General features: G+C 69.4%; 20 protein-coding genes and 3 pseudogenes. 13 read left to right on the top strand and 10 right to left on the bottom strand.

Annotated features, from left to right (window positions below; all coding sequences use genetic code 11):
• Positions 1-280 precede the first annotated feature (280 nt).
• Positions 281-1,261, bottom strand: a complete 981-nt coding sequence (locus tag OG574_RS49825) for an aldo/keto reductase (protein WP_326779004.1) — start codon at positions 1,259-1,261, stop codon at positions 281-283.
• Between the two features lie 260 nt (positions 1,262-1,521).
• Here OG574_RS49825 and OG574_RS49820 point away from each other — a divergent pair, with 260 nt between their 5' ends.
• Positions 1,522-2,406, top strand: coding sequence for a helix-turn-helix transcriptional regulator (locus tag OG574_RS49820; RefSeq protein ID WP_326779003.1), 885 nt, complete (start codon positions 1,522-1,524; stop codon positions 2,404-2,406).
• Between the two features lie 269 nt (positions 2,407-2,675).
• On the opposite strand, the gene OG574_RS49815 is transcribed toward OG574_RS49820, so the two are convergent.
• Positions 2,676-3,572, bottom strand: coding sequence for a helix-turn-helix transcriptional regulator (locus OG574_RS49815; protein ID WP_326779002.1), 897 nt, complete (start codon positions 3,570-3,572; stop codon positions 2,676-2,678).
• A gap of 275 nt (positions 3,573-3,847) precedes the next feature.
• Between OG574_RS49815 and OG574_RS49810 the strand changes: the two genes are divergently transcribed.
• The 6 genes from OG574_RS49810 to OG574_RS49785 all read left to right on the top strand — a co-directional run bounded on the left by OG574_RS49810 (position 3,848) and on the right by OG574_RS49785 (position 8,127).
• Positions 3,848-4,174 (top strand): carboxymuconolactone decarboxylase family protein, encoded by a 327-nt coding sequence (locus OG574_RS49810; RefSeq protein ID WP_326779001.1) that lies wholly within the window; start codon positions 3,848-3,850, stop codon positions 4,172-4,174.
• A gap of 82 nt (positions 4,175-4,256) precedes the next feature.
• Entirely contained in the window at positions 4,257-4,676 is a 420-nt protein-coding gene (locus OG574_RS49805) for a (R)-mandelonitrile lyase (RefSeq protein ID WP_326779000.1), read from the top strand.
• A gap of 79 nt (positions 4,677-4,755) precedes the next feature.
• On the top strand, positions 4,756-5,523 hold the full coding sequence (locus tag OG574_RS49800; protein ID WP_326778999.1) for a glucose 1-dehydrogenase: 768 nt from the start codon (positions 4,756-4,758) through the stop codon (positions 5,521-5,523).
• A 23-nt stretch (positions 5,524-5,546) separates the two neighbouring features.
• Positions 5,547-6,026, top strand: coding sequence for a DUF2255 family protein (locus OG574_RS49795; RefSeq protein WP_442816966.1), 480 nt, complete (start codon positions 5,547-5,549; stop codon positions 6,024-6,026).
• Complete coding sequence (locus tag OG574_RS49790; protein ID WP_326778998.1) at positions 5,993-6,964, top strand: aldo/keto reductase; 972 nt, start codon at positions 5,993-5,995, stop codon at positions 6,962-6,964. The genes OG574_RS49795 and OG574_RS49790 overlap by 34 nt, the downstream gene beginning before the upstream one ends.
• A 77-nt stretch (positions 6,965-7,041) precedes the next feature.
• Complete coding sequence (locus tag OG574_RS49785; protein WP_326778997.1) at positions 7,042-8,127, top strand: aldo/keto reductase; 1,086 nt, start codon at positions 7,042-7,044, stop codon at positions 8,125-8,127.
• A 67-nt stretch (positions 8,128-8,194) separates the two neighbouring features.
• On the opposite strand, the gene OG574_RS49780 is transcribed toward OG574_RS49785, so the two are convergent.
• Positions 8,195-9,121: a helix-turn-helix transcriptional regulator gene (locus OG574_RS49780; RefSeq protein ID WP_326778996.1), complete on the bottom strand. Its 927-nt coding sequence runs from the start codon at positions 9,119-9,121 to the stop codon at positions 8,195-8,197.
• 213 nt (positions 9,122-9,334) lie between these two features.
• Between OG574_RS49780 and OG574_RS49775 the strand changes: the two genes are divergently transcribed.
• The 5 genes and pseudogenes from OG574_RS49775 to OG574_RS49750 form a co-directional block, all read left to right on the top strand.
• Positions 9,335-10,498, top strand: coding sequence for an MFS transporter (locus tag OG574_RS49775; RefSeq protein ID WP_442816972.1), 1,164 nt, complete (start codon positions 9,335-9,337; stop codon positions 10,496-10,498).
• A gap of 127 nt (positions 10,499-10,625) precedes the next feature.
• The gene (locus OG574_RS49770) at positions 10,626-11,669 is read left to right on the top strand and encodes a zinc-binding dehydrogenase (protein ID WP_326778995.1); all 1,044 of its coding nucleotides are present in this window, start codon (positions 10,626-10,628) and stop codon (positions 11,667-11,669) included.
• Between the two features lie 516 nt (positions 11,670-12,185).
• Positions 12,186-12,389, top strand: coding sequence for a cold-shock protein (locus OG574_RS49765; protein ID WP_160508150.1), 204 nt, complete (start codon positions 12,186-12,188; stop codon positions 12,387-12,389).
• A 356-nt stretch (positions 12,390-12,745) separates the two neighbouring features.
• Positions 12,746-14,971: a haloacid dehalogenase-like hydrolase gene (locus tag OG574_RS49760; RefSeq protein ID WP_326778994.1), complete on the top strand. Its 2,226-nt coding sequence runs from the start codon at positions 12,746-12,748 to the stop codon at positions 14,969-14,971.
• Between the two features lie 634 nt (positions 14,972-15,605).
• A pseudogene (locus tag OG574_RS49750) lies at positions 15,606-16,513 on the top strand (IS5 family transposase); the annotation flags it as partial.
• A gap of 55 nt (positions 16,514-16,568) precedes the next feature.
• Here the strand turns inward: OG574_RS49750 and OG574_RS49745 are convergent.
• From OG574_RS49745 to OG574_RS49715, 7 genes and pseudogenes are all read right to left on the bottom strand, one after another.
• Complete coding sequence (locus tag OG574_RS49745; protein ID WP_326778993.1) at positions 16,569-17,147, bottom strand: TIGR03086 family metal-binding protein; 579 nt, start codon at positions 17,145-17,147, stop codon at positions 16,569-16,571.
• Positions 17,148-17,431: 284 nt separating this feature from the next.
• On the bottom strand, positions 17,432-18,286 hold the full coding sequence (locus tag OG574_RS49740; protein WP_326778992.1) for an urease accessory protein UreD: 855 nt from the start codon (positions 18,284-18,286) through the stop codon (positions 17,432-17,434).
• On the bottom strand, positions 18,283-18,972 hold the full coding sequence (gene ureG, locus OG574_RS49735; RefSeq protein WP_326778991.1) for an urease accessory protein UreG: 690 nt from the start codon (positions 18,970-18,972) through the stop codon (positions 18,283-18,285). Before ureG ends, OG574_RS49740 begins: the two co-directional genes overlap by 4 nt.
• A gap of 39 nt (positions 18,973-19,011) precedes the next feature.
• Positions 19,012-19,686 carry an urease accessory protein UreF gene (locus OG574_RS49730; RefSeq protein WP_326778990.1) on the bottom strand — a complete coding sequence of 225 codons (675 nt, stop codon included), beginning with the start codon at positions 19,684-19,686 and terminating at the stop codon, positions 19,012-19,014.
• A gap of 112 nt (positions 19,687-19,798) precedes the next feature.
• Positions 19,799-21,856 carry an urease subunit alpha gene (locus OG574_RS49725; RefSeq protein WP_326778989.1) on the bottom strand — a complete coding sequence of 686 codons (2,058 nt, stop codon included), beginning with the start codon at positions 21,854-21,856 and terminating at the stop codon, positions 19,799-19,801.
• Complete coding sequence (locus OG574_RS49720; protein ID WP_326779458.1) at positions 21,853-22,248, bottom strand: urease subunit beta; 396 nt, start codon at positions 22,246-22,248, stop codon at positions 21,853-21,855. Before OG574_RS49720 ends, OG574_RS49725 begins: the two co-directional genes overlap by 4 nt.
• A gap of 162 nt (positions 22,249-22,410) precedes the next feature.
• Positions 22,411-22,710, bottom strand: a pseudogene (locus tag OG574_RS49715) (urease subunit gamma); the annotation flags it as partial.
• Positions 22,711-23,391: 681 nt separating this feature from the next.
• Here OG574_RS49715 and OG574_RS49710 point away from each other — a divergent pair.
• Positions 23,392-23,610: pseudogene (locus OG574_RS49710) on the top strand (transposase); the annotation flags it as partial.
• Positions 23,611-23,613 lie beyond the last annotated feature (3 nt).

The raw sequence follows: 23,613 nt of genomic DNA, 5'->3' as shown, positions 1-23,613 counted from the left end.
GGCTCAACTTCCGTGAAAACCATGCCGACCGGGCTCGTGCCAGCCTCTGGACGAGCCGCTGACCTGCCGGTTCGCCAGGGCCGCCAGCCTCGGACACCGAGGATCGGTTCGACTTCACGGAAGTTGTGCCAGAACCGGTTCTCGTGAACAAAGCCAGGTGGTGAACCCGTCGGCCTCAGTTCCCGCCGCGTCCTCATCGACCCCGTGCCGGTACCGAAAGTGGCGGGCCGGCCGCCACACATGATAAAGCCAGACTGATCTGATCCCGCCTACCCCGTGATCAGCGGTCGATGCTGGCCATGTTCGCCTCGTCGTGGCGTTCTCCCGAGGCGGGGGTGAGGTTGTTGAGGCGCTCGAGCTGGGCGGCGCTGAGTTCGATGGTGTCAGCGGCGGTGTTCTCCTCAACGCGGGAGACCCGCCGGGTTCCCGGGATCGGGGCGATGTCGTCGCCGCGGGTCAGTAGCCAGGCCAGTGCGGTCTGGGCCGGGGTCGCGTCGATCTCGGCGCCGATGGCCTGGACTTCGTCGACGATGCGCAGGTTGCGCTGGAAGTTCTCCCCGGTGAAGCGCGGGTTGGTCTTGCGCCAGTCGTCGTCGGCGAAGTCGTCGACGGTGCGAATCTGACCGGTCAGCAGACCGTGTCCGAGGGGCGAGTAGGGTACGAAGCCGATGCCGAGCTCGCGGAGCAGCGGGAGAATCTCGGCCTCGACGTCGCGGGTCCACAGGGAGTATTCGGTCTGCAGGGCTGCTACCGGGTGTACGGCGTGGGCACGGCGGATGGTGGCGGGCCCGGCCTCGGACAGTCCGATGTGGCGGATCTTGCCCTCGATGACGAGGTCGGCCAGCGCGCCGACGGTCTCCTCGATGGGGGTGTTCGGGTCGACGCGGTGCTGGTAATAGAGGTCGATGTGGTCGGTTCCGAGCCGCTGGAGCGAGCCTTCGACAGCCGCCTTGACATTGCCGGCGCTGCTGTCGATGACTCCGGGGCCGCCGCCGGAGTGCGAGACCAGACCGAACTTCGTCGCGATGACGACATCATCGCGCCGGCCCCTTACGGCCTTGCCGACGATCTCCTCGCTGTGGAAGGGGCCATAGATCTCGGCGGTGTCGATGTGCGTGACGCCGAGGTCCAGAGCCCGGTGGATGGTGCGGATCGACTCGCTGTCATCCAGGCCGCCGCCGGTGGTGTAGGTGCCGGCCATGGTCATGGCGCCCAGACCGATGCGCGAGACATCGAGCCCGCCCAGGGAAATGTGCTTCATCAGATACTCCGTAAGCCGTGGTGAGCGTCAGCCGAGGCTGACGGGTGGGAACGAGACCTCTTGAGGTGCTGCGGGATCCTGTCCACTGGGCATTTCCGCCCTCATAGGCACTCTGATCGCTTGTGCCGGTCTCTGCTTGTTCTCCAGGCAACCACCCGCAGGACCTGCGCGGGGCGCCGTACGGGGCACCCCTCTTCCGGGGGTCTGCCGGTACCCCTTTACGCCCGGTCGGCCCTCGGTGTCCGCCGTACCGTGGAGTCATGGACCACAGCACCGAGATCCGCGAGTTCCTGCGTACCCGCCGGGCCCGGATCACCCCGGAGGAGGCCGGCCTGACCCCGCACCCCGGCCCCCGCCGGGTACCGGGGCTACGGCGCGAGGAAGTCGCCCAGCTCGCCGGGGTCAGCGTCGACTACTACGTGCGCCTGGAGCGCGGCCGCACCCAGGGCGTCTCCCGTACGGTCCTGGAAGCCGTCGCCCGCGCCCTGCGCCTGGACGACACCGAACGCTCCCACCTCTTCGACCTCGCCCAGCCCACCGCCGACCGGCCCCGCCGCAAGCGGCCACTCGCCCCCCAGCGGGTGCACCCCACCCTGTACCAGGCCCTGGATGTCATCGGCTCCCCGGCAATGGTCCAGGGGCGGCGTACGGACGTCCTGGCGACCAACCGTCTCGCCACCGCCCTGTACACCGACTTCCAGGCCCGCCCGCACGCGGAGCGCAACTTCGCCCGCTACCTCTTCCTCGACGAGGCCGCCCGCACCTTGTACGGCGACCACTGGGACAAGGCCGCCGCCGAAACCGTCGCCTCCCTGCACCTGTACGCCGGAAGCCATCCCGACGACCCGCAACTCACCGAACTCATCGGCGAGTTGTCCCTTCGCGACAAGGACTTCCGCAGCCTGTGGGCCGACCACGACGTCCTCGCCCACGCCACCGGCACCAAACGCCTCCACCACCCGCTCGTCGGCGACCTCACCCTCGACTACGTCACCCTGAACGTCGCCGGCGCCCCCGACCAGTCCCTCATCATCCTCACGCCCGAGCCCGCCTCCCCATCCGCCGAGGCCCTCTCGATCCTCGCCAGCTGGACCGACGCACCCGCCCCGACTCCCGCCGAAGAAGCGCGCGAATCGGCTGGTTGACACCTGCGACAGCACGCTCCGCCCAACACCCTGCGCACGCGTGAGGGGGCGCCCACGGAGATCCGGGCCGCGCGCCCGACGCCACACATCAGGCGGCGCAGGTTGTGACGTCACTGAGCACGCTGCCGGCACCTCGGGCGCATTCTGCGGTCGGTGGGCAGGTCGCCACCCGCGCAGTTCGGGCCGGGCTTCATGGGGGCAGCAAGCGAGCCCCATTGGTTGCCGCCGTCAGCGAGTGGCTGCAGCCGGCACTGCCGCGCGCTCCCGGGCTAGGCGAGGGTGTCGTTGTCGGTGCTCACGATGGTTTCGGGCTGATCGTCCTGGTCGAGGGTGGCGGCCCAGCTGGCAAGGAGTTTGAGGCTGTCGTGGGCGGGGGTGCCCGGTTCGGCGCTGAGAGCGGTGAGAGTGAGGCCGGGGTCGGTCGGGATGGGCATGGCCTCGAAGGGGAGGGTGAGCTCGCCAACTGCGGGGTGGCGGAATTGCTTGATGCCGGTCTGGTGCAGGCGCACGTCGTGGGCGGCCCACAGGGTGCGGAACTTCTCGCTGCGGGTAGAGAGTTCGCCGATGAGGTCGGTCAGGTCCCGGTTGTACGGATCGCGACCCGCCTCGGTGCGCAGCAGCGCCACCGCCCCGGCCGCCTGGAATTCCAGCTGGGGCAGGAAGTCGGCCGCGCCGGGGTTGAGGAACTCGTACCGGGCGAGGTTCACGGGCCGGGCGGGGTCGGCGAACACGGGGGCGTACAGGGCGCGGCCGAGCCGGTTGGTGGCGAGGATGTCGAGGCGGCCGTTGCGGATGAAGGCCGGTGCCTCGGTCATCGCGTCGAGCAGGTGCTGCAGGGCAGGGCGGATCGGTTGCGGGGCCCGTCGGCGGGTCGGGCGCCGGGTGGTGTTGGCGGCGCGCGCGAGGTCGTCGAGGTGGGCGCGCTCGGCCTCGTCGAGCTGGAGGGCGCGGGCGACGGAGTCGAGGACGGGTTCGGAGACGCCGGAGAGGCTGCCGCGCTCTAGGCGGGCGTAGTACTCGGCGCTGACGCCGGCGAGCATCGCGACTTCCTCCCGGCGCAGCCCCTTCACGCGCCGCTTGCCGCTGGCGGGCAGTCCCGCCTGCTGCGGCGTGATCTTGGCACGGCGGCTGGTCAGGAACTCGCGTACCTCGCTCCGGTTGTCCATGCCTTCGAGGCTACGACGGCTTGTCCGGCGGTGTCTTTGGCTGTGGGGTGTACTGGCAGTACACGTATCAACGAGTCCTTCCACGCTCGCGTGACCTGCAGTTTCATCGGTAGTGGCGCAGCGGGACGCTGGGCGGCGCGGCCGGACGGGCCGTACGTCGTCCGAGTGGCGGCGCCTCCGTTTCCCTACGGAAATGAAGCCCAGGCGACGCGGTGTCGACCGACCATCGGTGCGCCGGTGCCCGCCGCACGTGCATACGTGGAAGGACAAGAACGATGACGGAGAAGACCACCCAGCCGGGTCCGCGGGAACTGTTCGGTGACGTCGCGCCCGCGTTGGCCGGGTACAGCGAGGACGTGCTCTTCGGTCAGGCGTGGAAGAGCCCGGCGCTTGCCCCCAGGGACCGGAGCCTGGTGACCGTGGCCAGCCTGATCACCAGCGGCAGCAGTGAGCAGCTCGGCTACCACCTCGGCCTGGCCAGGCAGAACGGCGTCACCGAGGCGGAGCTCATCGAGACGATCACGCACATGGCGTTCTATGCCGGATGGCCCAAGGCCATGTCCGCCCTGACCGTGGCCCGCGAACTGTTCCGCACGGCCTGAGCGCGTCCTGGCCCCCTGTAGGGCCTCGTGCCCAAGACCCACTCACGGCCGCCATGCGTCGGCCATCGCAAGGAGTAGCACCATGGAGATCCTCAAGGCCCCGGCCACGTTCAAGCTGCCCGCCGAGATGTTCACCGGGGACGCCTGGGCGGATGTGATCTACCGGGGTGAGGAGCCCTCACGGGCGCGGGCCAACATGGTCCGCTTCTCGCCCGGCGCCCGTACCGCCTGGCACCGCCACGGCCTGGGGCAGGCCCTGCACGTCGTGTCCGGCGCCGCCCTGATCGGCACCCGGGACGGCGTGATCATCGAGGCGCACCCGGGCGACACCATCGGTTGCCCGCCCGGCGAGGAGCACTGGCACGGCGCGAGTCCGGACCAGTTCATGGAGCACCTCGCGCTGTGGGAGGGCGACGAGGTCACGTGGCTGGAGCACGTCACGGACGCCGAGTACGGCGGTGCACGCACCCGCACTCGCGCCCCGCACGGCTCCGACAGCTGACGCCCCACCCCGAGCAGCCCTCACTCCTGACACTCCGCCCGGCCTTTCCCATCTGCGTACACGATTGGAACCACATTTCATGATCCCCACGTACGACTTCACCGACCAGGTGGCCCTCGTCACCGGCGCGGCCTCCGGCATGGGCCTGGCCACAGCGCGGGCCTTCGCCGAGGCGGGCGCCGCCGTCGTCCTGGCCGACCGTGACGAGAAGGCCGTTCAGCGCGCGGCCGAGGAACTCAACGCGGCCGGACACCGGGCGATCGGCGTCCTCTGCGACGTCACGGACGAGGACCAGGCGGCCGCGATGGTCGACCGCGCGGTCGCGGAGTACGGCCGCCTGGACATGGCGTTCAACAACGCCGGGATTCAGGTGCCGCCCAGCGACGCGGCCGACGAGACGGCCGACAACTTCGACCGCGTCAACGCCGTCAATCTGCGTGGAGTTTGGGCGGCCCAGAAGCACGAGCTGCGTCAGATGCGTAAGCAGGGCTCCGGCGCCATCGTCAACTGCTCTTCCCTGGGCGGCCTGGTCGGCCTGCCCGAGCGGGCCGCCTACCACGCCTCCAAGCATGGCGTGATCGGACTGACCAAGAGTGCCGCGGTCGAGTACGCGCCCAGGGGCATTCGGATCAACGCGGTGTGCCCCGGCACGATCGACACCCCGATGGTCTCCGACATGCTTGAGAGCCAGGCCGACGCGATGGCCGAGATCCTCAAGGAGCAGCCCATCGGGCGCCTCGGCCGTGCCGACGAGATCGCCGCGGCAGTCCTGTGGCTGTGCAGCCCGGGTGCCAGCTTCGTCCTTGGTGTCGCCCTCCCTGTCGACGGCGGCTTCACCACCCACTGAGAACGCGGAACGGAGAACCCGCGATGAGCACTTGGGAGCAGGCATCACTGCGCGCGCTCGCAGCCGCCGACGACCTGCACATCTCGCCGTTCCGCGAGGACGGCCGCACCTACGGCACGCCGACCTGGATCTGGTCCGTCGTCGTGGGCGGTGACCTCTGCGTCCGCCCCTACAACGGCCGTAGCTCCCGCTGGTACCAGGCGGCGCTGGCGCAGAAGGCCGGAGGCATCCGCAGCGCGGGCACGCAGCACGACGTCGTGTTCGCCCCCGCGGACGATGCGGTGCTCGACGCGGTCGATGACGCCTACCGCACCAAGTACGCCTCCAGCCCCTATCTGGAGCCGATGCTGCACAGCGGCCCCCGCTCCACCACCGTCCGCATCACCCTTGCCGAACCGACCGGGCGACGTCCGTCACAGGCTCAACTCCGCAGTGTGGAACCTTATTTGACCGTAAAGGGAGCATCACCATGGAGTACACCCGCCTCGGCACCACCGGCCTGAAAGTGAGCTGCCTCGCCCTCGGCTGCATGAGCTACGGGGACCCGACCGTCCCCGGCGCCCACCCGTGGGCGCTGACCGAGGACAAGGCCGCGCCGTTCTTCCGGCAGGCCGTCGAGCTGGGCCTCACCTTCTGGGACACCGCCAACGTCTACCAGGCCGGTACCTCCGAGGAGATCGTCGGCCGTGCCATCGGTGAGTACTCCCGCCGCGAGGACATCGTCCTCGCCACCAAGGTCCGAGGGAAGATGCACGGCGGTCCCGGCGGTGAGGGCTTGTCCCGCAAGGCGATCCTGGAACAGGTCGACGCCTCGCTGACCCGCCTTGGCACGGACTACATCGACCTCTACCAGGTCCACCGCTTCGACGACGAGACGCCGGTCGAGGAGACGATGGAGGCACTGCACGACGTCGTCAAGGCCGGCAAGGTCCGCTACCTCGGCGCCTCGTCCATGTACGGCTGGCAGTTCGCCAAGCTCCAGCACGCCGCCGATCTCGGCGGCTGGACCCGCTTCGTGTCCATGCAGAACCAGTACAACCTCCTGCGCCGTCAGGACGAGCCGGAACTCATGGCCCTGTGCGGCGACATGGGGGTGGGGCTTGTGCCGTACTCCCCGAATGGCAAGGGGCGTCTCGCGCGCCCCGTCGGTGAGCAGAGCATCCGGTCCACCACCGACCACGTCGTGCAGTCCTTCGACAGCGAGCACGACAAGCCGGTCATCAACGCCGTGCAGCAGCTCGCCGAGGCCCGCGGCGTGACCATGGCGCAGATCGCGCTGGCCTGGGTGCTGCGCAACCCGCTGGTCTCGGCGCCCATCCTAGGAGCCACCAAGCCCCACCACCTCCAGGAGGCCGTGGACGCGCTGCCCCTCGAGCTGTCGGACGAGGAAGCGGCCGCACTGGAGAAGCCGTACACCAACGCCGGACCTTCCTGGTTCTGACCACCGGGCCACGGACGAACCCCCTCAGCCAGTCGCTCGGCGCGACCGTCACCCGCGACAGAAAGACAGACAAAGCCATGCAGTACCGCACGCTCGGCAACTCCGGTCTCGCCGTGTCCAAACTGGCGCTCGGAACGATGTACTTCGGCAGCGAGAACACCGAGGAAGAGGCGTTCGCACTGCTCGACGCCTTCATCGAGGCCGGCGGCACCATGATCGACACCTCCGACGTCTACACCGGCAGCCTCTCCGAGCAGATCATCGGCCGCTGGCTGGCCGCCCGCCGCGAGGTCACCGACCGCATCGTGCTCACCACCAAGGGCCGCTTCACCACCGGCCCCGACGTCAACGACCTCGGCCTGTCCCGCCGCCACCTGCACCGTGCGCTCGACGCATCCCTGCGCCGCCTCGGCGTGGAGACCGTCGATCTCTACCAGATGCACGGGTGGGACGCGCACACCCCCATCGAGGAGACGCTGTCGTTCCTCGACGACGCTGTCCGTGCCGGAAAGATCCACTACGCGGGTCTGTCGAACTTCACCGGCTGGCAGCTCCAGTTGACCGTCTCCACCGCGAAGGCGATGGGCGTCCACGTCCCGCTCACCCTCCAGCAGCAGTACAGCCTGCTGTCGCGGGAGAGCGAATACGAGATCGTCCCCGCCGCCCTGCACAACAACATCGGCCTGCTGCCCTGGTCGCCGCTGGCCAGCGGCTTCCTCACCGGGAAGTACCAGCGCGGCGCCACCCCGGCCGCCCACACCCGCGCCGCATCCGCGAACGAGCTCTACCAGTGGGTGTCGGCCGAGTACGCGGCATCCGACCGCAACTGGGCCACCATCGACGAGGTCGTCCGCATCGCCAAGGAGACCGGCGCGACTCCTGCCCAGGTCGCCCTGAGCTGGATCGCCGACCGCCCCGGCGTCATCGCCCCCATCTTCGGGGCCCGCACCCCAGAACAGCTCCACGACAGCCTCGGCGCCGTAGACCTCACCCTGGACGACGAGGCAACCGCCGCTCTCGACAAGATCAGCGCCCCCACACCGGGCGGCTATCCCTACGGCGCGTTCGGCACCCGCCAGCGCGACCGCCGACTCCAGGGCGGGGACCAGGCTCTCGGAGACCTGATTGGTAGCGGATCGAACCAGCCCACCGGCCGCTTGTAGATCCGCGCCCGCCGGTCAACAGCCGTCCGCCCGCTGACCGGTGAGTGCGGAGCGTGCGGAGCACCGTTCAGCTGAGTCGGTCGGTGGGCTGTGCCGCTTGGGAGTGGGTGGCTGCGAGGCTGGCGAGGAGTTTGAGGCGGTCTTCGGAGGTGCTGCCCGGTTCGGCGGTGTAGAGGGTCAGGTCGTGGATCGCACGGTGGGACATGGGCAGGTCCAGGGACTGGTATGTCAATTCCAGGTCGCCGACTTCGGGGTGCCGCAGGAGTTTGATGCCGTCGTGGCGGATACGGACGTCGTGGGCGGCCCACAGGGTGCGGAAATCGGGGCTGAGAGTGGACAGCTCGCCGATGAGTTCGCGCAGGGCCCGGTCGTGCGGCTCGCGCCCGGCTTCCGCGCGCAGCAGGGCGGCGGTGGCGGTGGCGGCGCCGTCGAAGTCGACGAAGAAGTCCTGTGCGCCGGGGTCGAGGAAGATGTAGCGGGCGATATTGGGGCGGCGGTGCTGGTCGGTGGTGGGGCTGTCGAATACGGGGGAGTGCAGGGCCTGGCCGAGCGGGTTGGTGGCGACGATGTCCTGGCGTCCGTTGCGTACGAAGGCCGAGGACAGCGTCACGGAGTCGAGCAGCCACTGGACCGCGGGCGGGACAGGAATGTCCTTGCGCCGTGACGGGGCGCGGCGGGCGGGGCGGGCCGCTCGGGCCAGGTCGAACAGGTAGGTGCGCTCGTCGTCGTCCAGCTGCAGGGCGCGGGCCACCGCGTCCACAACATCCTCGGAGACCCCGGCGATGTGGCCCTTCTCCAGCCGGGTGTACCACTCGGTGCTCACCCCGGCCAGCACGGCGACCTCTTCACGCCGCAGCCCGGGGACCCGGCGCCGGCCGCTGGTGGGCAGCCCGACCTGCTCCGGGGTGATCTTCGCGCGGCGGCTGGCGAGGAAGTCGCGGATCTCGGTGCGGTGGTCGGCACGGTCGTTGCGGTCGTCGGGGCGCGGGTCCATGCCTTCCACGGTAGCCACCGGGTTGCGAACAGGGAGGTTGAGCTTGTACCCCCCATAAACGCGACCTTCCTCAAGGGTGGGGCGGCCGGTTTCCTGGGACACGTACCCCGATCACACCCCCCACGGAGATGAACCTTGAGTACGCGAGGAGCAGTCCTGGAGGCCCCCGCCAAGGGGCCTGCCGAGAGCCCTGAGCAACCGTCGGCAGCCCGGCTGCCGCTCGTCGTCTACGTCCTCGCGCTGGGCACGTTCCTGATGGGCACGACCGAGTTCGTCGTCGCCGGCCTGCTGCCGGAGATCGCGGGCGACCTGCAGGTCAGCGTCGCCCAGACCGGCCTGATGATCACCGTCTTCGCCATCGGGATGATCGTCGGCGCGCCACTGATGGCGATGCTCACCTTGCGGTTGCCCAAGCGGCTGACGTTGATGCTGGCCCTGGGCGTCTTCGCCGCCGGGCACGTCATCGTCGCCCTCAGCTCGAACTTCACCCTGGTCCTGGCCGCACGATTTTTGACCGCGATCGCCACCGGCGCCTTCTGGGCGGTGGCCAATGTGGCCGCCGCACGCGCTGCAGGCCCGGCCGCCAGTTCCCGCGCCCTGGGCCTGGTCGGCGCCGGCGCCATGCTCGCCAACGTCGTCGGCGTGCCGCTCGGCGCGCTCGCCGGGCAGGTCACGGGCTGGCGCGGACCGTTCTGGACCCTGGCGGTCCTCGCCGCGGCGGCCATCGCGCTCGTCGCGCGCACCGTCCCGCACGATGGTGGCGACCAGCAGGCGGTGTCGATCCGGTCCGAGCTGACCGCGCTGCGCTCGGGGCGCCTGTGGCTGGTGCTGGCGGCCTGCGCCACCACGACCGGCGGCGTGTTGGCGGCGTACTCCTACATCTCGCCGCTGTTGACTGGCCGGTCGCAGATCGCGTCCGGGATCGTGCCGCTGGTTCTGGTCGGCTTCGGCCTCGGCGCCCTGGTCGGCTCGCTGGTCGGAGGACGCCTCGGCGACCGCCGCCCGCACACGGTGACCGTCGTGGCCGCCGCGGGAGCCACGCTTCTGCTCCTGGCGATCTCGCTGCTGGCCGGCTACGCCGCGCCCACCGTCATTCTGGTCGCCCTGATGGGGTTCTTCGGGCTCGGCGCTAACCCGGTGCTGATGGCCCTGGCCGTCCGCTTTGCTCGTCAGGCACCGGTCCTGGCCTCTGCCCTGACCGTCTCGGCCTTCAACCTGGGCACCGCCATCGGCTCCTGGATTGCCGGTCTCACCCTCGGCACCTCGCTCGGCGTCACCGGCCCCGCCGTGGTCGGCACCGTCATCGCCGCCCTCACCCTGATCCCCACCACAGCCCTCGCGCTGGCCCGGCGGCGCCGCTCCGCCGTAGCCGTCTGAGGCGGACTTCCGGAGTGCGGCCGCAGTCCGTGCCGAACAGGCTTGAACCAGGCCAGGCCGCGCACTCACCCCTCACCCCTCTGACCAGCACTACTCGAAACACCACCCCCGCACTGGAGAGCACCTCATGCGCGCAACACTCATGTACGGCGCCGGCGACGTCCGCGTCGAGAACGTCCCCGACTCCGTCATCAAGCACCCCACCGACGCCCTGGTCCGTATCACCGCGTCCTGTGTCTGCGGCAGCGACCTGCACCCCTACGGCTCGATGAAGCCGGAGGACGCTCCCGCCCGGATGGGCCACGAGTTCATCGGCATCGTCGAGGACACCGGCTCGGAGGTGAACACCGTCAAGCGCGGTGACCTGGTCGTCGCCCCGTTCGCGATCTCCGACAACACCTGCGAGTTCTGCCGCGAGGGCCTGCACACCTCCTGCGCCCATGCGCAGGCCAACTTCTGGGACGGTCTGCCGGACGAGGGCGGCCAGGCCGAAGCGGTCCGCGTTCCGCTCGCCGACGGCACCCTCGTCAAGCTCCCCGTCGCCCCGGACTCGGCTCTCATCCCGTCCCTGCTGACGCTCTCGGACGTCTTCGGCACCGGCTACCACGCCGCCGTGGCGGGCGGCGTGAACGAGCGCACCCGCGTCACCGTGATCGGTGACGGCGCGGTCGGCCTGCTCGCGGTCCTGTCCGCCAAGCGGCTCGGTGCGGAGCAGATCATCCTGATGGGCCGCCACGAGGCGCGCACCGATCTGGGCCGCGAGTTCGGCGCCACCGATGTCGTCGCCGCCCGCGGCGAGGAAGGCATCGAGGCGGTCCGCGAGCTGACCGGCGGCCACGGCACACACGTGGTCCTCGAAGCGGTCGGTCACATGCCCGCCTACGAGCAGGCCCTCGGCGTCGTCCGCCCCGGCGGCGTGATCAGCCGCGTCGGCGTGCCCCAGTACGAGGAAGCTCCGGTCGGCTTCGGCAGCCTGTTCCGCCACAACATCCGCCTCGCCGGCGGCCCTGCGCCCGTCCGCGCCTACATCGAGGAACTCATGCCCGCCATCCTCGACGGCACCATCGAGCCCGGGAAGGTCTTCGACGCCACCACCGACCTCGACGGCGTCCCGGCCGGCTACCAGGACATGGCCGACCGCAAGAGCCTCAAGGTCCTCGTCAAGCCCTGACCCCGGACACATCAGGAAGAATGCCGACCCATGTGTGGCGCGGCAGACGCTGTGCCGGCTCAGGTCGTACAGCAGCATGTGGGAGATCTGGGTGGCCGCGAAGGCGTACCCGAGGCCGAAAGACGGTCGGTGAACGAGACCGGCACCGCGCCCGCTCAGGGGTTGCTCGCCTCAGGAGGACTTCGATCACCCGCCGGGTCGTCCCCGTACGGGCGTGGGGGCGTTCGCAGTCTCACCGGTTTGCTGTGTCGGAGCACCGGTCCGTCCGAGGGATATCCGCAGCAAGGTCCGTTCCGTTCGCGGCTTGTCGAAGTTATGGACAGGGCACGCCCCGTTGTCCGTAGCTTCGGCCGCACGGGGCCGTGTAGCGTCCAGGCCAGCAGTCGTGGCTCCGAAGTACCGCCCGTGGACGTGAGTTCACGGGCAGCTTGCTGTTCAGCGTCTCTGAGGACCAGGACGACCACCTCCGCCTCCCGCAAAGTGCGGGAGGCGACTTCGAGTCCCCTTGGAGGACACATGGCCACCGGAACCGTCAAGTGGTTCAACGCGGAAAAGGGCTTCGGCTTCATCGAGCAGGACGGCGGAGGCCCGGACGTCTTCGCCCACTACTCGAACATCAACGCCTCCGGCTTCCGTGAGCTCCAGGAAGGCCAGAAGGTGAACTTCGACATCACTCAGGGCCAGAAGGGCCCCCAGGCGGAGAACATCACTCCCGCCTGACCTGTCCAACTACACGACGCCCGCCACGGATTACTGTGGCGGGCGTCGCGCGTCAGTGCAGGGCATGTCCTCGGTGTGGGCCGAGCCGTCATGCGACGGTCGAATCGTCGATTCGTCCGACCAGGGCGCCTCGGTAAGATCCTGTCAGCAAGCTCTTCGTAGGTCTGCTGTGGCGGTCACAGCCACTCGTTGATGGCCGCGACGATCAGTATGGCTTCGTAGCGGACGCAGAGTTTGTCGCATCTCATGGCCGCCAACGGCCGCTGCCCCGGGCCGGGGTGGCGCTGGTGTCTTCGTTCGGGTGACAGGGCTGGGAATCAGCTTTGCAGTGATGGCGTGCCCGCCAGGCTCGGAGGATGCGTATCGCGGTGCTGGATGTGGACGGGACGCTGATTGCCGGCACGCTGGCCGGTCCGTTGCCGACGATGCTGGCCGAGGCGGGGCTCGCTCCCCGGGACCGGCTGACGCGGCTGCGCCAGGCACAAATGACCTCGCACGCTGAGAACTTGGAGGCGGCGGCGCGGATGACTGAGTTGTTCGCCGCGATGCTGACCGATGTGCCGTGCCAGGCGGTGTCCGCGGTGACGGCCCGGCTGTGGCAGCGGCAACGCGCGCGGCTGTTCGCCTTCGCCAGGCCGCTGGCCGCTGCGTTGAAGGAGAGCGGTTATGTGCCCCTGCTGATCTCGGGTGGCCCGCAGGAGATGGTGGCTCACCTTGCCTGTGAGCTGGGCGTGACCTTGTTCCGGGGTACGCAGTTTGAGGTGACTGACGGGCTGTTCACCGGCCGGGTCGCCTCAGCGGTCGCCGATGGGAAAGACAGGGCTGCACAGGACTTGGTGGGCGCCGAGGCCATCGACTGGGCGGGTTCGCTGGCGGTGGGCAACTCCCTGGGCGACGTCTCGTCGCTGAGCCGGGTCGGCCGGCCCGTGGCGTTCGAACCGTCCCCCGCTCTCAGGTCGCTGGCCCGCCACCGCTCATGGCCCGTGTGTGACCGCACCAGCCTGCTCACCCACCTGCGCGACCAGGCCGCGCTGCCCGTATCCCCACCAGCCCCGGCCCGCGACATGCCACCGGCCCACCGCGCAGAACCCCCGCCATCGGTGGGCGGTGCGACCCGGCGGCTGACCGAGCGGCTGCTGGCCCAGGTCGGCGGACAGGGAGCCGTCACGGGCGAGTGCTGCAGCCGGGTCACCGAGTCGGCCCTGATGCTGACCCTGCTACGCCGCCAAAAGGCCCTGCCAGGCGTGCAGAGCCGGCTGCACGCCCACCTCTCGCGCAGCCGCAGAGCCGCGGACGCTTTCGATGCCGCGGTCATCGACGCCACCCTCCACGGCATCACGCCGACGGACCGGCACCGGCTCATCGAGCAGACCTTCTCCGGCGCCGCCCAGCACTCCTCCGCCCGAAAGAAGCTCGCCCTGGAGGCGATCCTCGCCGTCGTGGGACCCGAACCCTTCCACGTCACCGCCCCCTCCCACGCGTTCGAGCACCACAACGAAGCCACCTGGACCCACCTGCGGCAAATCGCCATCCACCACCTGCACGTGCCCGACCCGGTCGCCCCGGAACTGACCGCACGCCTGCTGCGGCTGACCGAACGCGGCCAGGACCGCGGAATCATCGAAGGCAACGTGTTCGCGCACCTGTTCGCCCTGCTGTCGCTGCAGCGGACCACGCCCGGCCACCAAGTCATCAATGACGGCATCACCGCGCTGGCCAAAGCCGTTCGCGACGACGGCGGCATGCCCTTCATCACCAGCGAGGAAATCTTCGCCACCGCCACCGCCGGCCTCGCTCTGGCCCGCGCCGGCGCCGACCGGCAGGTGCTGCACACGATGGGCGACTACCTCGCATCGCAGCAGGCCGACAACGGCGGCTGGGCCTACGCCCAGGACGTCGTACAGACCGACACGGACACGACCGCCCACGTCCTGTCCTTCCTGCACACCCTCGGCCCCGAGCGGTACCGGGCACCCCTGCATGCCGCCCGGCAGAACCTGATCACGCACGTGGGCGACGACGGAGGGGTGCCCACCTACCTGCCCGGACAGCCCTCCGAGCCGACCATGACCGCCAACACCATCACCGCCCTGCAGCCCTACCACTTCGCCCACGTCACCCTGCTGGAGCGGGCAACCCGCTACCTCCTCAACGCGCAGAAACCGGACGGCACTTTCGAACGCAGCTGGAGCCTGAGCGAAGCCAACGCCATGCTCCGCGCCCTGAACGCCCTCACGCTCGCCCACCGCCACAACCCCTCAAGCCATCACGGACGCCTGGGCCCGGCCATCGACTCCATCCACCAGCGCCTGCTCGTCACCCCGAACGCCGACGGCGGCTGGGGCCAGACCCCCGGGGAAGACAGCGACCCGATGAGCACCGCCTACACCCTCACCGCGCTCGCCCCCACCCACCACACCCACCCCACCGTCCAGGCGGGCCTGCACTACCTGCTCGGCCGACAGAACCAAGACGGCAGCTACACCTCCGTCTCCGACCAGGCTGCACCCCGCCCCCTGCACTACACGATCCCCGTCCTCACCGACATCTTCGTCCTCCTCGCCCTCACCCACTATGCGTGAACCAGCACCAGCCTCAGCTCGCGATCTGAGGTACGGGCTCGCCGTTGGACAACGGTTCTGGATCGACGCCGGGGACACGGACACCCCCACCCGCGGCACAGGCACGGGCACCTGGGAGGTCCTCTCCGCCTCCGGCAAAGCTGCCGGCGCCGCGGTCGTCAGCGGAGAATCGATTCGCGACGCCGTTGATGTCCGGATCACTTGGGCGTGCTGCACGCACCAGCCTGAGGAGGCGCCGCAGGGCGCCCCGCTGCTCGCTCCAGAGCAGGCGCTGGACGCCTCGCAGAGCCCGGCGACCCCGCTGCGCACACTGTGCGGGGTGCGCACAGGAAATCACGCCCCTACTGAGGTTGAACTCGTGATGTCGTGCGATTGCTCCGGCGGGCCTGATAGTCAGGCCGGTCCCGGCGAGGCAGCTGTCTATGAGGTGGCTGCGGTACTGGATGTGCCGTAGGCCGCGTCGGATGCGCTGGACGAGGTGTTCGGGGGGTGCTGAAGGCGACGTTGGAGAGCCATCCGCATCCTGCGGTCGATGAACGCCCATGGTCTGGTTCGGTGTCCAGTCACGCGCACGATCAGGTCCAGCACGTCGTTCAGGGCGAGCCGCGCTAGGCCGTGTCTGATAATTGATCTTGTGGCTGGTCGTGGTGAGTTGACGGATGTGGCGTGGGAGCGGATAGCGCCGCTGCTCCCGGTGATGGATGGCCGGGGGCGCCCTGGCGGGATCACCGGCAGGTGATCGACGGAGTGTTGTGGCGGTTGCGGTGCGGGGCGCCTTGGCGGGACCTGCCCGAGCGGTATGGCCCGTGGCAGACCGTCTATGAACGGTTCACCCGCTGGGAGACCGACGGCACCTGGGCCAGACTGCTGGAACATGCCCAGGTCCGCGACGACGCCATCGGCCGTGCGGAGTGGACGGTGTCGGTGGATTCCACCATCAACCGAGCCCACCAACACGCCGCTGGTGCCGGGAAAAAGGGGAGCCCGGCGAGGACAAACTGGAAGATCCGCAACGCGCGGCGGCAGAGCAGGCCCTCGGCCGGTCCCGGGGCGGGCTGACGACCAAGGTCCACCTGGCCGTTGACGGCCGTGGCCTCCCCCTGTCCGTCGTGGTGACCGCCGGGAACGTCAACGACTCCACCGTGTTCGACACGGTGCTGGACGCCATCCGGGTGCCTCGTGCCACCACGGGCCGCCCGCGCCGCCGCCCTGAACGAGTCCTGGCCGACAAGACCTACTCCTCCCGGGCCATCCGGGCCGGCCTGCGGCGTCGCGGCATCCGGGCCACCATCCCCGAACGTGCCGACCAGGCCGCCAACCGGCAGCGACGAGGCACCCTCGGCGGCCGGCCACCGGCCTTCGACAAGGAGCTCTACAAAGGCCGCAACGTGGTCGAGCGATGCTTCAGCCGCTTGAAGCAGTTCCGCGCCGTCGCGACCCGCTTCGACAAGCTCGCCGCCCGCTACCGGGCAGGACTGCACCTCGCCTCGCTCATTCTGTGGCTCCGCGACACCACGCCGTGATCATTTGTCGTGCAGAAACTGGTCGCCGTCCCGGCGAGACACCGTCTTGCCGGGGTGCCGCGCTCAGCGCGAGGTCAACGGGACCAGTGCGGGTCGCGCCCGGTGAACGCGAGGAGTCTCTCCGCGCGGCTCGCGCCCTCCGGAACGGCCAGCGGCGGCGCATACTTCCCGAACGAGTCACGCACGAAATCGACGATCCTCGACGCGATGTCCTCCAGTGCCTCGGCCATCTCCTCGGACAGCGGCAGGTCCTGCCCGGTAGCTCTGGCGATGTCCCAGGCATGGATTCCGGCGTCGAGCGCCGCGGCGGCGGTGCCCATATTGGCCGGCATCGGCCCCATCGGGGTGGGCACACTCTCCGCGTCGCGCCCCGACTCCCACGCTGCGACAGCCGCCTCCAGCACCGCCGTCAGTTCCGCGACTGAGTTGTCGGCCGTCGCGTCCGCGGGCTCGAACGGGTCACCCGCGGGCGCGACGCCCGTTATCTGCATGACCAGCGCCTGCTGGTCCAGGCGCGCATGGTTCAGCACCTGACGCACCGTCCACTCCGAACACGGCGTCGAATCCCCCCAAGCCCCTGCAGGAACGCCACGCGCGGCAGCAAGCAGGTAGTCGTGCGCCTCAGCGAGCAGTTTGAAACCGTCGACGTTCATCCGTCGCCCTCCCGTAGTCCCAAGATCGAACCGTCACCATAAGTTGGCATAGGACCAGGCGTCAGGTCTTTCGCCGAGGACAGCACGCGCACTGACAGATCGCCACCGGCTACGGCTACGGCTACGGCAGCCTGGCGCGCGACACCCGGCACGGCCACGCGCAGCACTGCCGGGCCCGCCCGAAAACGACCAATACGAGGGTGATCCTCTGCCTTGCGATTGCACGCACCGGGACACCGCGCGCCCCGCCCTGCGGGCGGACGGCGCCATTTGTCAGACACGGCCTAGCGGGCGCGGGCGTGTGCGTGTGCCTCGTCGAGCAGTTTCCGCAGTGTCGAGGTGCTTGCTGCGACGGCGGTGGCGAGCAGTGCCGGGCCGTTGGCCAGTGGTGCGAGGACGGCGCACCCCTCCTTGGCACCTTTGCCGAGCAGCACAACGTCTTGTCGTATGTCGAGGTGCGGGTCAACGATCAGGAGCTGGCCGACGGCGCGGTGTCCGTTTAGGACGGCCGGGCCGTCCCAGCCGGGTTCTGGGACCCCGTAGGCCGTGTGCTGGTCGAGGAGCGGGCTCCCGGCGCGGTGGACCAGGATCCGGCTGACCAGGTGGCCTGGTTCCTCGTCGGCCCGGCCCAGGAGTTGCTCTTCTCGCAGTACGAAGCGTGAGGTGGCGGCGAGTTCGACGGTGTGCGTCTGCCGCAGGTTGCTGCCGGCGGCACTGATCAGGGGCTGTGGCAGCCAGCGCAGATGGGCGTGTTCTTTGGCGGTGAGGCGCACGTCGTAGGTGGCCGCGTCGGTGGTGGGGCCGCGTAGGGCGAGCGTGGCGGCGGCCGTGGTGACCTCCAGCTCGGCCCGGTTTTCGGCGGTGATGTCGAGGGTGAGCCGGTCGCCACCGAGCGGCGCGCTCATCGCGCCGATGATCCCCACTCTGGCGGTGTTGCCGTGGGTGCGCAGGCGCCGCAGGTGGAAGGGGCCGTCGCTGCGCAGCTGCGGGAGGGTGGTGACGCGCCCGTTGTGCGCGGCGCGGATCCGGGCCGTGGCACGTACGCCGTCGGGGTGTCCGGCGGGCTTCTGGGCACCGGCTGGAGGAACGTCGATGCCGGACGTGGCGCGGGTGGCGGCGAGTTGGGAGGAGGGGCTCATGCGGTTGCTCCGGCGCACCACTGGGTGAGGTGGCCGGTGACCCAGTCGGCGACTTCGCGGATGCCGTCGTCGCAGGTGAGGTTGGTGAAGATGACGGGAAGGTCGCCGCGCTGTCGTTTCGCGTCGATTGCCATGGTGTCCAGGTCGGCGCCGACGTGCGGGGCGAGGTCGGTCTTGTTGACGATGAGGAGGTCGGCGGTGGTGATGCCGGGGCCGCCCTTGCGAGGGATGTCGTCGCCGCTGGCTACGTCGATGACGAAGATCTGCACGTCGACGAGCCCTTTGGAGAAGGTGGCGGTCAGGTTGTCACCACCGGACTCGACGAGCACGAGGTCGAGGGGGTGGAGGGTTGCCTCCAGGTGCTCGACGGCTTCCAGGTTGGCGGAGATGTCGTCGCGGATCGCGGTGTGCGGGCAGGCGCCGGTCTCGACGGCGGTGATCCGCTCGGGCGGCAGGACGGCTTCGCGCAGCAGGTACTCGGCGTCCTCGCGGGTGTAGATGTCGTTGGTGACAGCGGCGATGCACCAGCGGTCGCGCAGGGTGCGGCAGAGCGCGGCGACGGTCGCGGTCTTGCCGGAGCCCACGGGGCCGCCCAGGCCGACGCGCAGAGCGCGGCGGCTGCCGTCGGGCCGGGTCGCCGAAGCGCTGGAGGCGTGTTGGTGAGGCAGCGAGTGCTCGAGATGCATGGCAACTCCGTTTGACAATAGGGCTGTTCAGGTACTGGTTCAGGAGGCGAAGAGCCGGACGGTCCAGGCGGCGTGCTGCTCCCCGGTGATGTCCAGCAGGGGTGAGGAGGCCGACGGCAGGGCGTCGAGGCCCTCGGTCATGGCGCGGGTCGCGGCGTCCGCCGCGGCTCGTGCGACGTCGTCGGTCTCGGGGCCGAGGCGGGCCAGCAGCCCCGATGCGTCGAGCGGATCGAGGCTCAGCAGGCGCACCGCTGCGGTGGCCGGGCCGCCGATGTTCTCGTACGCGGCGGCATAGGCGGCGTCCAGCGGGGCAAGCCCGGCGGCGCGGGCGGCCAGGCCCAGAACGATGGGCTGGTGGGCGCCCCGGGGCCGGGCGGCGGCCAGGTGCTCGAGTTCGGCGGACGGAAAGGTGGCACGGGCCGCGCGCATCATCTGCCGGCCGAGTCTGCGGGCGACGGCACGTAGTGCGGGTGCGGGGGTGCGTGCGTCGGCGGCGTCGTCGAGCAGCATCGGGTCGTATCCGCTGGCGGCTGCGGCGGCCAGCCCGGCCATCGTCAGGCCGGTGGTGTGCAGACGCCCGCGGCAGAACGCCTCCAGGCCGGGGGTGTCGTGGACGGTTTGGTGGGCGACGGCGGCCTCGACGCCGCCAGAGTGGGCGTGTCCGCCAGCGGGGAAGCGGCCGTCGGCCAGGAGGAGCAGGGCTGCGCGGCTCATCGGTGAGCGGCTGCCTTTCGCAGGGTCGGATGGTGATGGGGCCCGGGCGGGCTCATCAAGTCCGTCCGGGCCCGGCCGTAGCGGCGGGGCCCGGCGGCCGGGCAGGTGGCCGTCAGAAGAGGAAGTACCGCTGGGCCAGAGGGACTTCGGTGACGTAGGAGCGCGGCACGGTGGCGCCGTTGAGTTCGGTGCGGGCGTCGCTCGTGGTCGCGCCGCCGATGGTGACCTCGAAGCTGTTGTGGTCGACTTCGAGGCTGTCAGGCACCGTGTCGTTCAGCTTCATGTGCTTCTTCTCGACGCTCCGGGTGCTCTCGATCGCCTCGAACTTCTTGCCGAGGCCGAGACCGTCGTACGTGTTGTTCGAGTCGGTCCCGCCGTTCAGCCGGAGCGCCACCTGCTCGTCGGCCACGAAGTTCACCGAGTTCCTCCCCGGGGAGCGGCCAGTGGAGCCCCAGACCGGGCGCGGCAGGTAGGGCTGTGGCGTTGTGATCGACGCGTTGGCGTCGCCGACCTGCGCGTAGGCGAGCTGGCCGCCCTTGAGGAGCATGTGCGGTTTGACGCCGAAGAACTTCGGCTCCCACAGCACCAGGTCGGCGAGCTTCCCGGTCTCCACGGAGCCGACGTATTTGGCGATGCCGTGGGTGATCGCCGGGTTGATCGTGTACTTGGCAACGTACCGGCGCGCGCGGAAGTTGTCGTTCGGCTGACGCTGCTGGTCGTTGAAGGAGTGGTCGGTGTCGTTGGTGATCGTGCGGACCCTCGCGGCTTCGAGGTCCTCCTTCAGTGCCCCGTAGCGGCACTTCATGACGTGCGCGGTCTGCCAGGTACGCATGATCATTTCGCCGATGCGGCCCATCGCCTGGGCGTCGGAGGACATCATGGAGATGGCGCCCATGTCGTGGAGTAGGTCCTCCGCGGCCATGGTGGAGGGACGGATCCGGGAGTCGGCGAAGGCCATATCTGCCGGAATCTCCGGGTTGAGGTGATGGCAGACGATCATCATGTCGACGTGCTCCTTGACGGTGTTGACTGTCAGGGGACGCGTCGGGTTGGTCGAGGCCGGGAGGACATTCGGGTCCTTGACCAGCTCGATCATGTCGGGCGCGTGACCGCCGCCGGCGCCCTCGACGTGGAAGATGTGGATGGAGCGTGCCTTCTTCTTCGTGAACTTCCCGTCTGCGTCCCTGGCGTCGCCTGTGAAGGCTGCCCGTGTGCTCTCCAGGAACCCTGACTCGTTCAGTGAGTCGGCGTGCAGAGCGAGCTGGACGCCGCGCTCTTCGCAGATGTCCAAGGCCCGGTCGATCACCGCGGGCGTGGCGCCCCAGTCCTCGTGGACCTTGAAGCCGCAGACACCGGCGTCCACCTGCGCGTTGAGCTCGTGCTTGTTCATCGTGCTGCCCTTGCCGAGCAGGCCGATGTTGACGGGGAACTGATCCAGCGCCTCGAAGAGCCGCCTGATGTGCCATGCGCCCGGTGTGACGGTGGTGGCCGTACTGCCTTCGGCCGGTCCCGTGCCGCCGCCGATGAGGGTGGTCACGCCCGAGGCCAGGGCCTCGTGGATCTCCTCGGGGCAGATGAAGTGAACGTGGGTGTCCACGCCGCCCGCGGTGAGGATCCGTCCGTTGCCGGAGATGACCTCGGTGCTCGGGCCGACCACGAAACTTTCCGGGGTCACCGGCACCGGCATCGTGTTGCCGATGGTCGTACGGTTCGGCATCTCGAACCTGTTGCTCGGGATCGGATCCATCGTCTCGGGGTTGTACGCCTTGCCGATGGCCGCGATCCTGCCGTCGAGGATGCCGATGTCGGCCTTGAGCACGCCCCACCAGTCGAGGATCAGCGCGCCGGTGATGACGGTGTCCACGGGCCTGTGGTCCGTGGCGTCGCCCCTGCTGTTCCTCCCGTCCCTGGCGAGGTGCGACATTCCCATCGACTCGCGGATCACCTTGCCGCCACCGAAGATCATCTCATTGCCGCTGTACGAAGGGCCGCCGCTCCAGTCGGCCTCGATCTCCAGCGTGAGGTCGGTGTCGGCGAGCCGGACCCTGTCCCGCGTGGTCGGCCCGTACAGCGCGTTGTAATCCGCCCGCGTCAGCTCATTGCTCGGCTTCGGCCGGCCCTTGTCAGGCTTCGGCGCCTGACCGCGGCCTTGTCCCTGCGGACTACTCATCGGACGATCCCTTCGCGCAGTCCCTGGATCTTGGTGAGGTCGCTGATGTTGCTGCCACCGGCCGTGACATCACCTTGGATCTGCACCAGTTCCACACAGCACTCGTCGCCCGGTTCGAAACGCACGGACGTGCCCGCGGCGATGTTGAGTCGCCGGCCCCTCGCCGCATCGCAGTTCCAGAGAGAGCGGTCCTGGGGAACCGTCTGACCGGCAGGGACCTCGACGCCGACGACCTGCAGCCCCGGGTTGACCTCGGCGAAGTGGTAGTGGGAGCCGACCTGAATGGGACGGTCCGACTCGTTCTTCACCTTGATCTTCGTCTTGCCCGGCCCTGGCAAGCTGGTGGCGTCCGCCTGCAGGCTGACGCCCCGCGTATCCCCGTCGAGGTGCACGTTGAAGCAGATCGCGTCGTACCGGGAGACTGCGTCGTCGTCCTCGTCGCAGTTTGTAGGCGAGTTGCCACTGTCGTCGCAGTCGACCGGGGAGCCTGGCTTGCGGGGCGGCTGGGGGTGCTCGACCTTGCCCGGGTAGACCTCGGGTTCCTCCGTGGCCTCCAGGATGGGGTCATGGATCGTGACCAGCTTGGTGCCGTCCGGGAAGGTAGCCTCCACCTGGACGTTCTTGATCATCTCTGGGACGCCGTCCATCACGTCGTCACGGGTGAGCACCCGCCGACCCGAGTCCATGATGTCGCTGACCGTCTCACCGTCGCGCGCCGCCTCGAAGACGTGAGCGGTCAGCAGGGCCATCGTCTCGGGGTAGTTCAAACGCAGCCCCCGGTCGCGGCGCTTGCCGGCCACGTCGGCCGCGACATGGATCAGCAAGCGCTCCTGCTCATGCGGAGTCAAATGCACGATGACTCGTCTCTGTTGATCGGATGGTGCGTGCGACCGGGCATGCCAAGGTCACGGACAACGCTTCCCGGATGGCGACGGGCGCCCTTCGAGCATCGGCGGGGAAGATCGGCGACACGGCCAAATGGCGGGTGACCCACACCATCTGATGAAAATGTGGAGTACCCGGTTTTCACCCTGCTGGGTAGGACCAGCGGCCTAGAGATCCGTCCCTACGGCCTTCCTCTCACGCGCCTTGGCGACTGGCGGTGACAGGACTGCCGTAGACCGTGGTCGGCGTGGGCTGGTCGGACTGGGTGCTGCTCCAGCTCGTTGGTGAGAAAGTTGGCGGGTGGGCAGTGGTCAGCGCGGCGGGGACGGTCCGGCTTCTGGAGCGGTGTCGGCCTGGCTGAACGGGGCCGGCTGTGCGCCTGGTCGGGATGGTCAGGCCGACGGAGGTCCACTCCCAGGCTTTGGTGTCGGTGAAGAGCAGTACCTGTGTCTCGCGGGCGAGGACGCGGATGGCGAACTGCTCGCGGACCTCCGGGCCTGACGTGGCTGCCGGGGGCTTCGGGAGGTCTACCAGTTGATCAGCATCACGCCGCCGCTGGCCATGCCGAACAGAGCCGCCTGCATCCCCCGCCGCAGACGGCCCTCCTAAGACGGTGTCCTACATGGTGAGGCTGGGTAGTGCTCCTCAACATGGGTCAGGGGACGTGGAGTTGGATTGTTCCGGACGAGCTGTGGGAGATCGCCAGGCCGTTGCTTCCGGCGGATCGGGTGCGGCCGCAGGGTGGCGGGAAGCAGAACACGCCTGATGAGACGCTGTTCGCCGCGATCATCTACGTACTGGTCAGCGGTTGCGCCTGGCGGGCGCTGCCGCCCTGTCCGTCGACCTGGCGCAGAAGCTCGGCCCGCAGGGCA

Source organism: Streptomyces sp. NBC_01445 (assembly GCF_035918235.1).
Lineage (GTDB): Bacteria > Actinomycetota > Actinomycetes > Streptomycetales > Streptomycetaceae > Streptomyces.
Note: the sequence above shows the minus strand (reverse complement) of the source record. Positions and strands in the feature narration are given on the sequence as shown.

Coding starts and splice junctions, on each gene's coding strand:
- OG574_RS49820 (WP_326779003.1), top strand. CDS start 1,522: ATGGACCACAGCACCGAGATCCGCGAGTTCCTGCGTACCCGCCGGGCC.
- OG574_RS49815 (WP_326779002.1), bottom strand. CDS start 3,572: ATGGACAACCGGAGCGAGGTACGCGAGTTCCTGACCAGCCGCCGTGCC.
- ureG (WP_326778991.1), bottom strand. CDS start 18,972: ATGCATCTCGAGCACTCGCTGCCTCACCAACACGCCTCCAGCGCTTCG.
- OG574_RS49745 (WP_326778993.1), bottom strand. CDS start 17,147: ATGAACGTCGACGGTTTCAAACTGCTCGCTGAGGCGCACGACTACCTG.
- OG574_RS49765 (WP_160508150.1), top strand. CDS start 12,186: ATGGCCACCGGAACCGTCAAGTGGTTCAACGCGGAAAAGGGCTTCGGC.
- OG574_RS49730 (WP_326778990.1), bottom strand. CDS start 19,686: ATGAGCCGCGCAGCCCTGCTCCTCCTGGCCGACGGCCGCTTCCCCGCT.
- OG574_RS49725 (WP_326778989.1), bottom strand. CDS start 21,856: ATGAGTAGTCCGCAGGGACAAGGCCGCGGTCAGGCGCCGAAGCCTGAC.
- OG574_RS49825 (WP_326779004.1), bottom strand. CDS start 1,261: ATGAAGCACATTTCCCTGGGCGGGCTCGATGTCTCGCGCATCGGTCTG.
- OG574_RS49780 (WP_326778996.1), bottom strand. CDS start 9,121: ATGGACCCGCGCCCCGACGACCGCAACGACCGTGCCGACCACCGCACC.
- OG574_RS49785 (WP_326778997.1), top strand. CDS start 7,042: ATGCAGTACCGCACGCTCGGCAACTCCGGTCTCGCCGTGTCCAAACTG.
- OG574_RS49805 (WP_326779000.1), top strand. CDS start 4,257: ATGGAGATCCTCAAGGCCCCGGCCACGTTCAAGCTGCCCGCCGAGATG.
- OG574_RS49790 (WP_326778998.1), top strand. CDS start 5,993: ATGGAGTACACCCGCCTCGGCACCACCGGCCTGAAAGTGAGCTGCCTC.
- OG574_RS49760 (WP_326778994.1), top strand. CDS start 12,746: ATGCGTATCGCGGTGCTGGATGTGGACGGGACGCTGATTGCCGGCACG.
- OG574_RS49740 (WP_326778992.1), bottom strand. CDS start 18,286: ATGAGCCCCTCCTCCCAACTCGCCGCCACCCGCGCCACGTCCGGCATC.
- OG574_RS49810 (WP_326779001.1), top strand. CDS start 3,848: ATGACGGAGAAGACCACCCAGCCGGGTCCGCGGGAACTGTTCGGTGAC.
- OG574_RS49795 (WP_442816966.1), top strand. CDS start 5,547: ATGAGCACTTGGGAGCAGGCATCACTGCGCGCGCTCGCAGCCGCCGAC.
- OG574_RS49800 (WP_326778999.1), top strand. CDS start 4,756: ATGATCCCCACGTACGACTTCACCGACCAGGTGGCCCTCGTCACCGGC.
- OG574_RS49770 (WP_326778995.1), top strand. CDS start 10,626: ATGCGCGCAACACTCATGTACGGCGCCGGCGACGTCCGCGTCGAGAAC.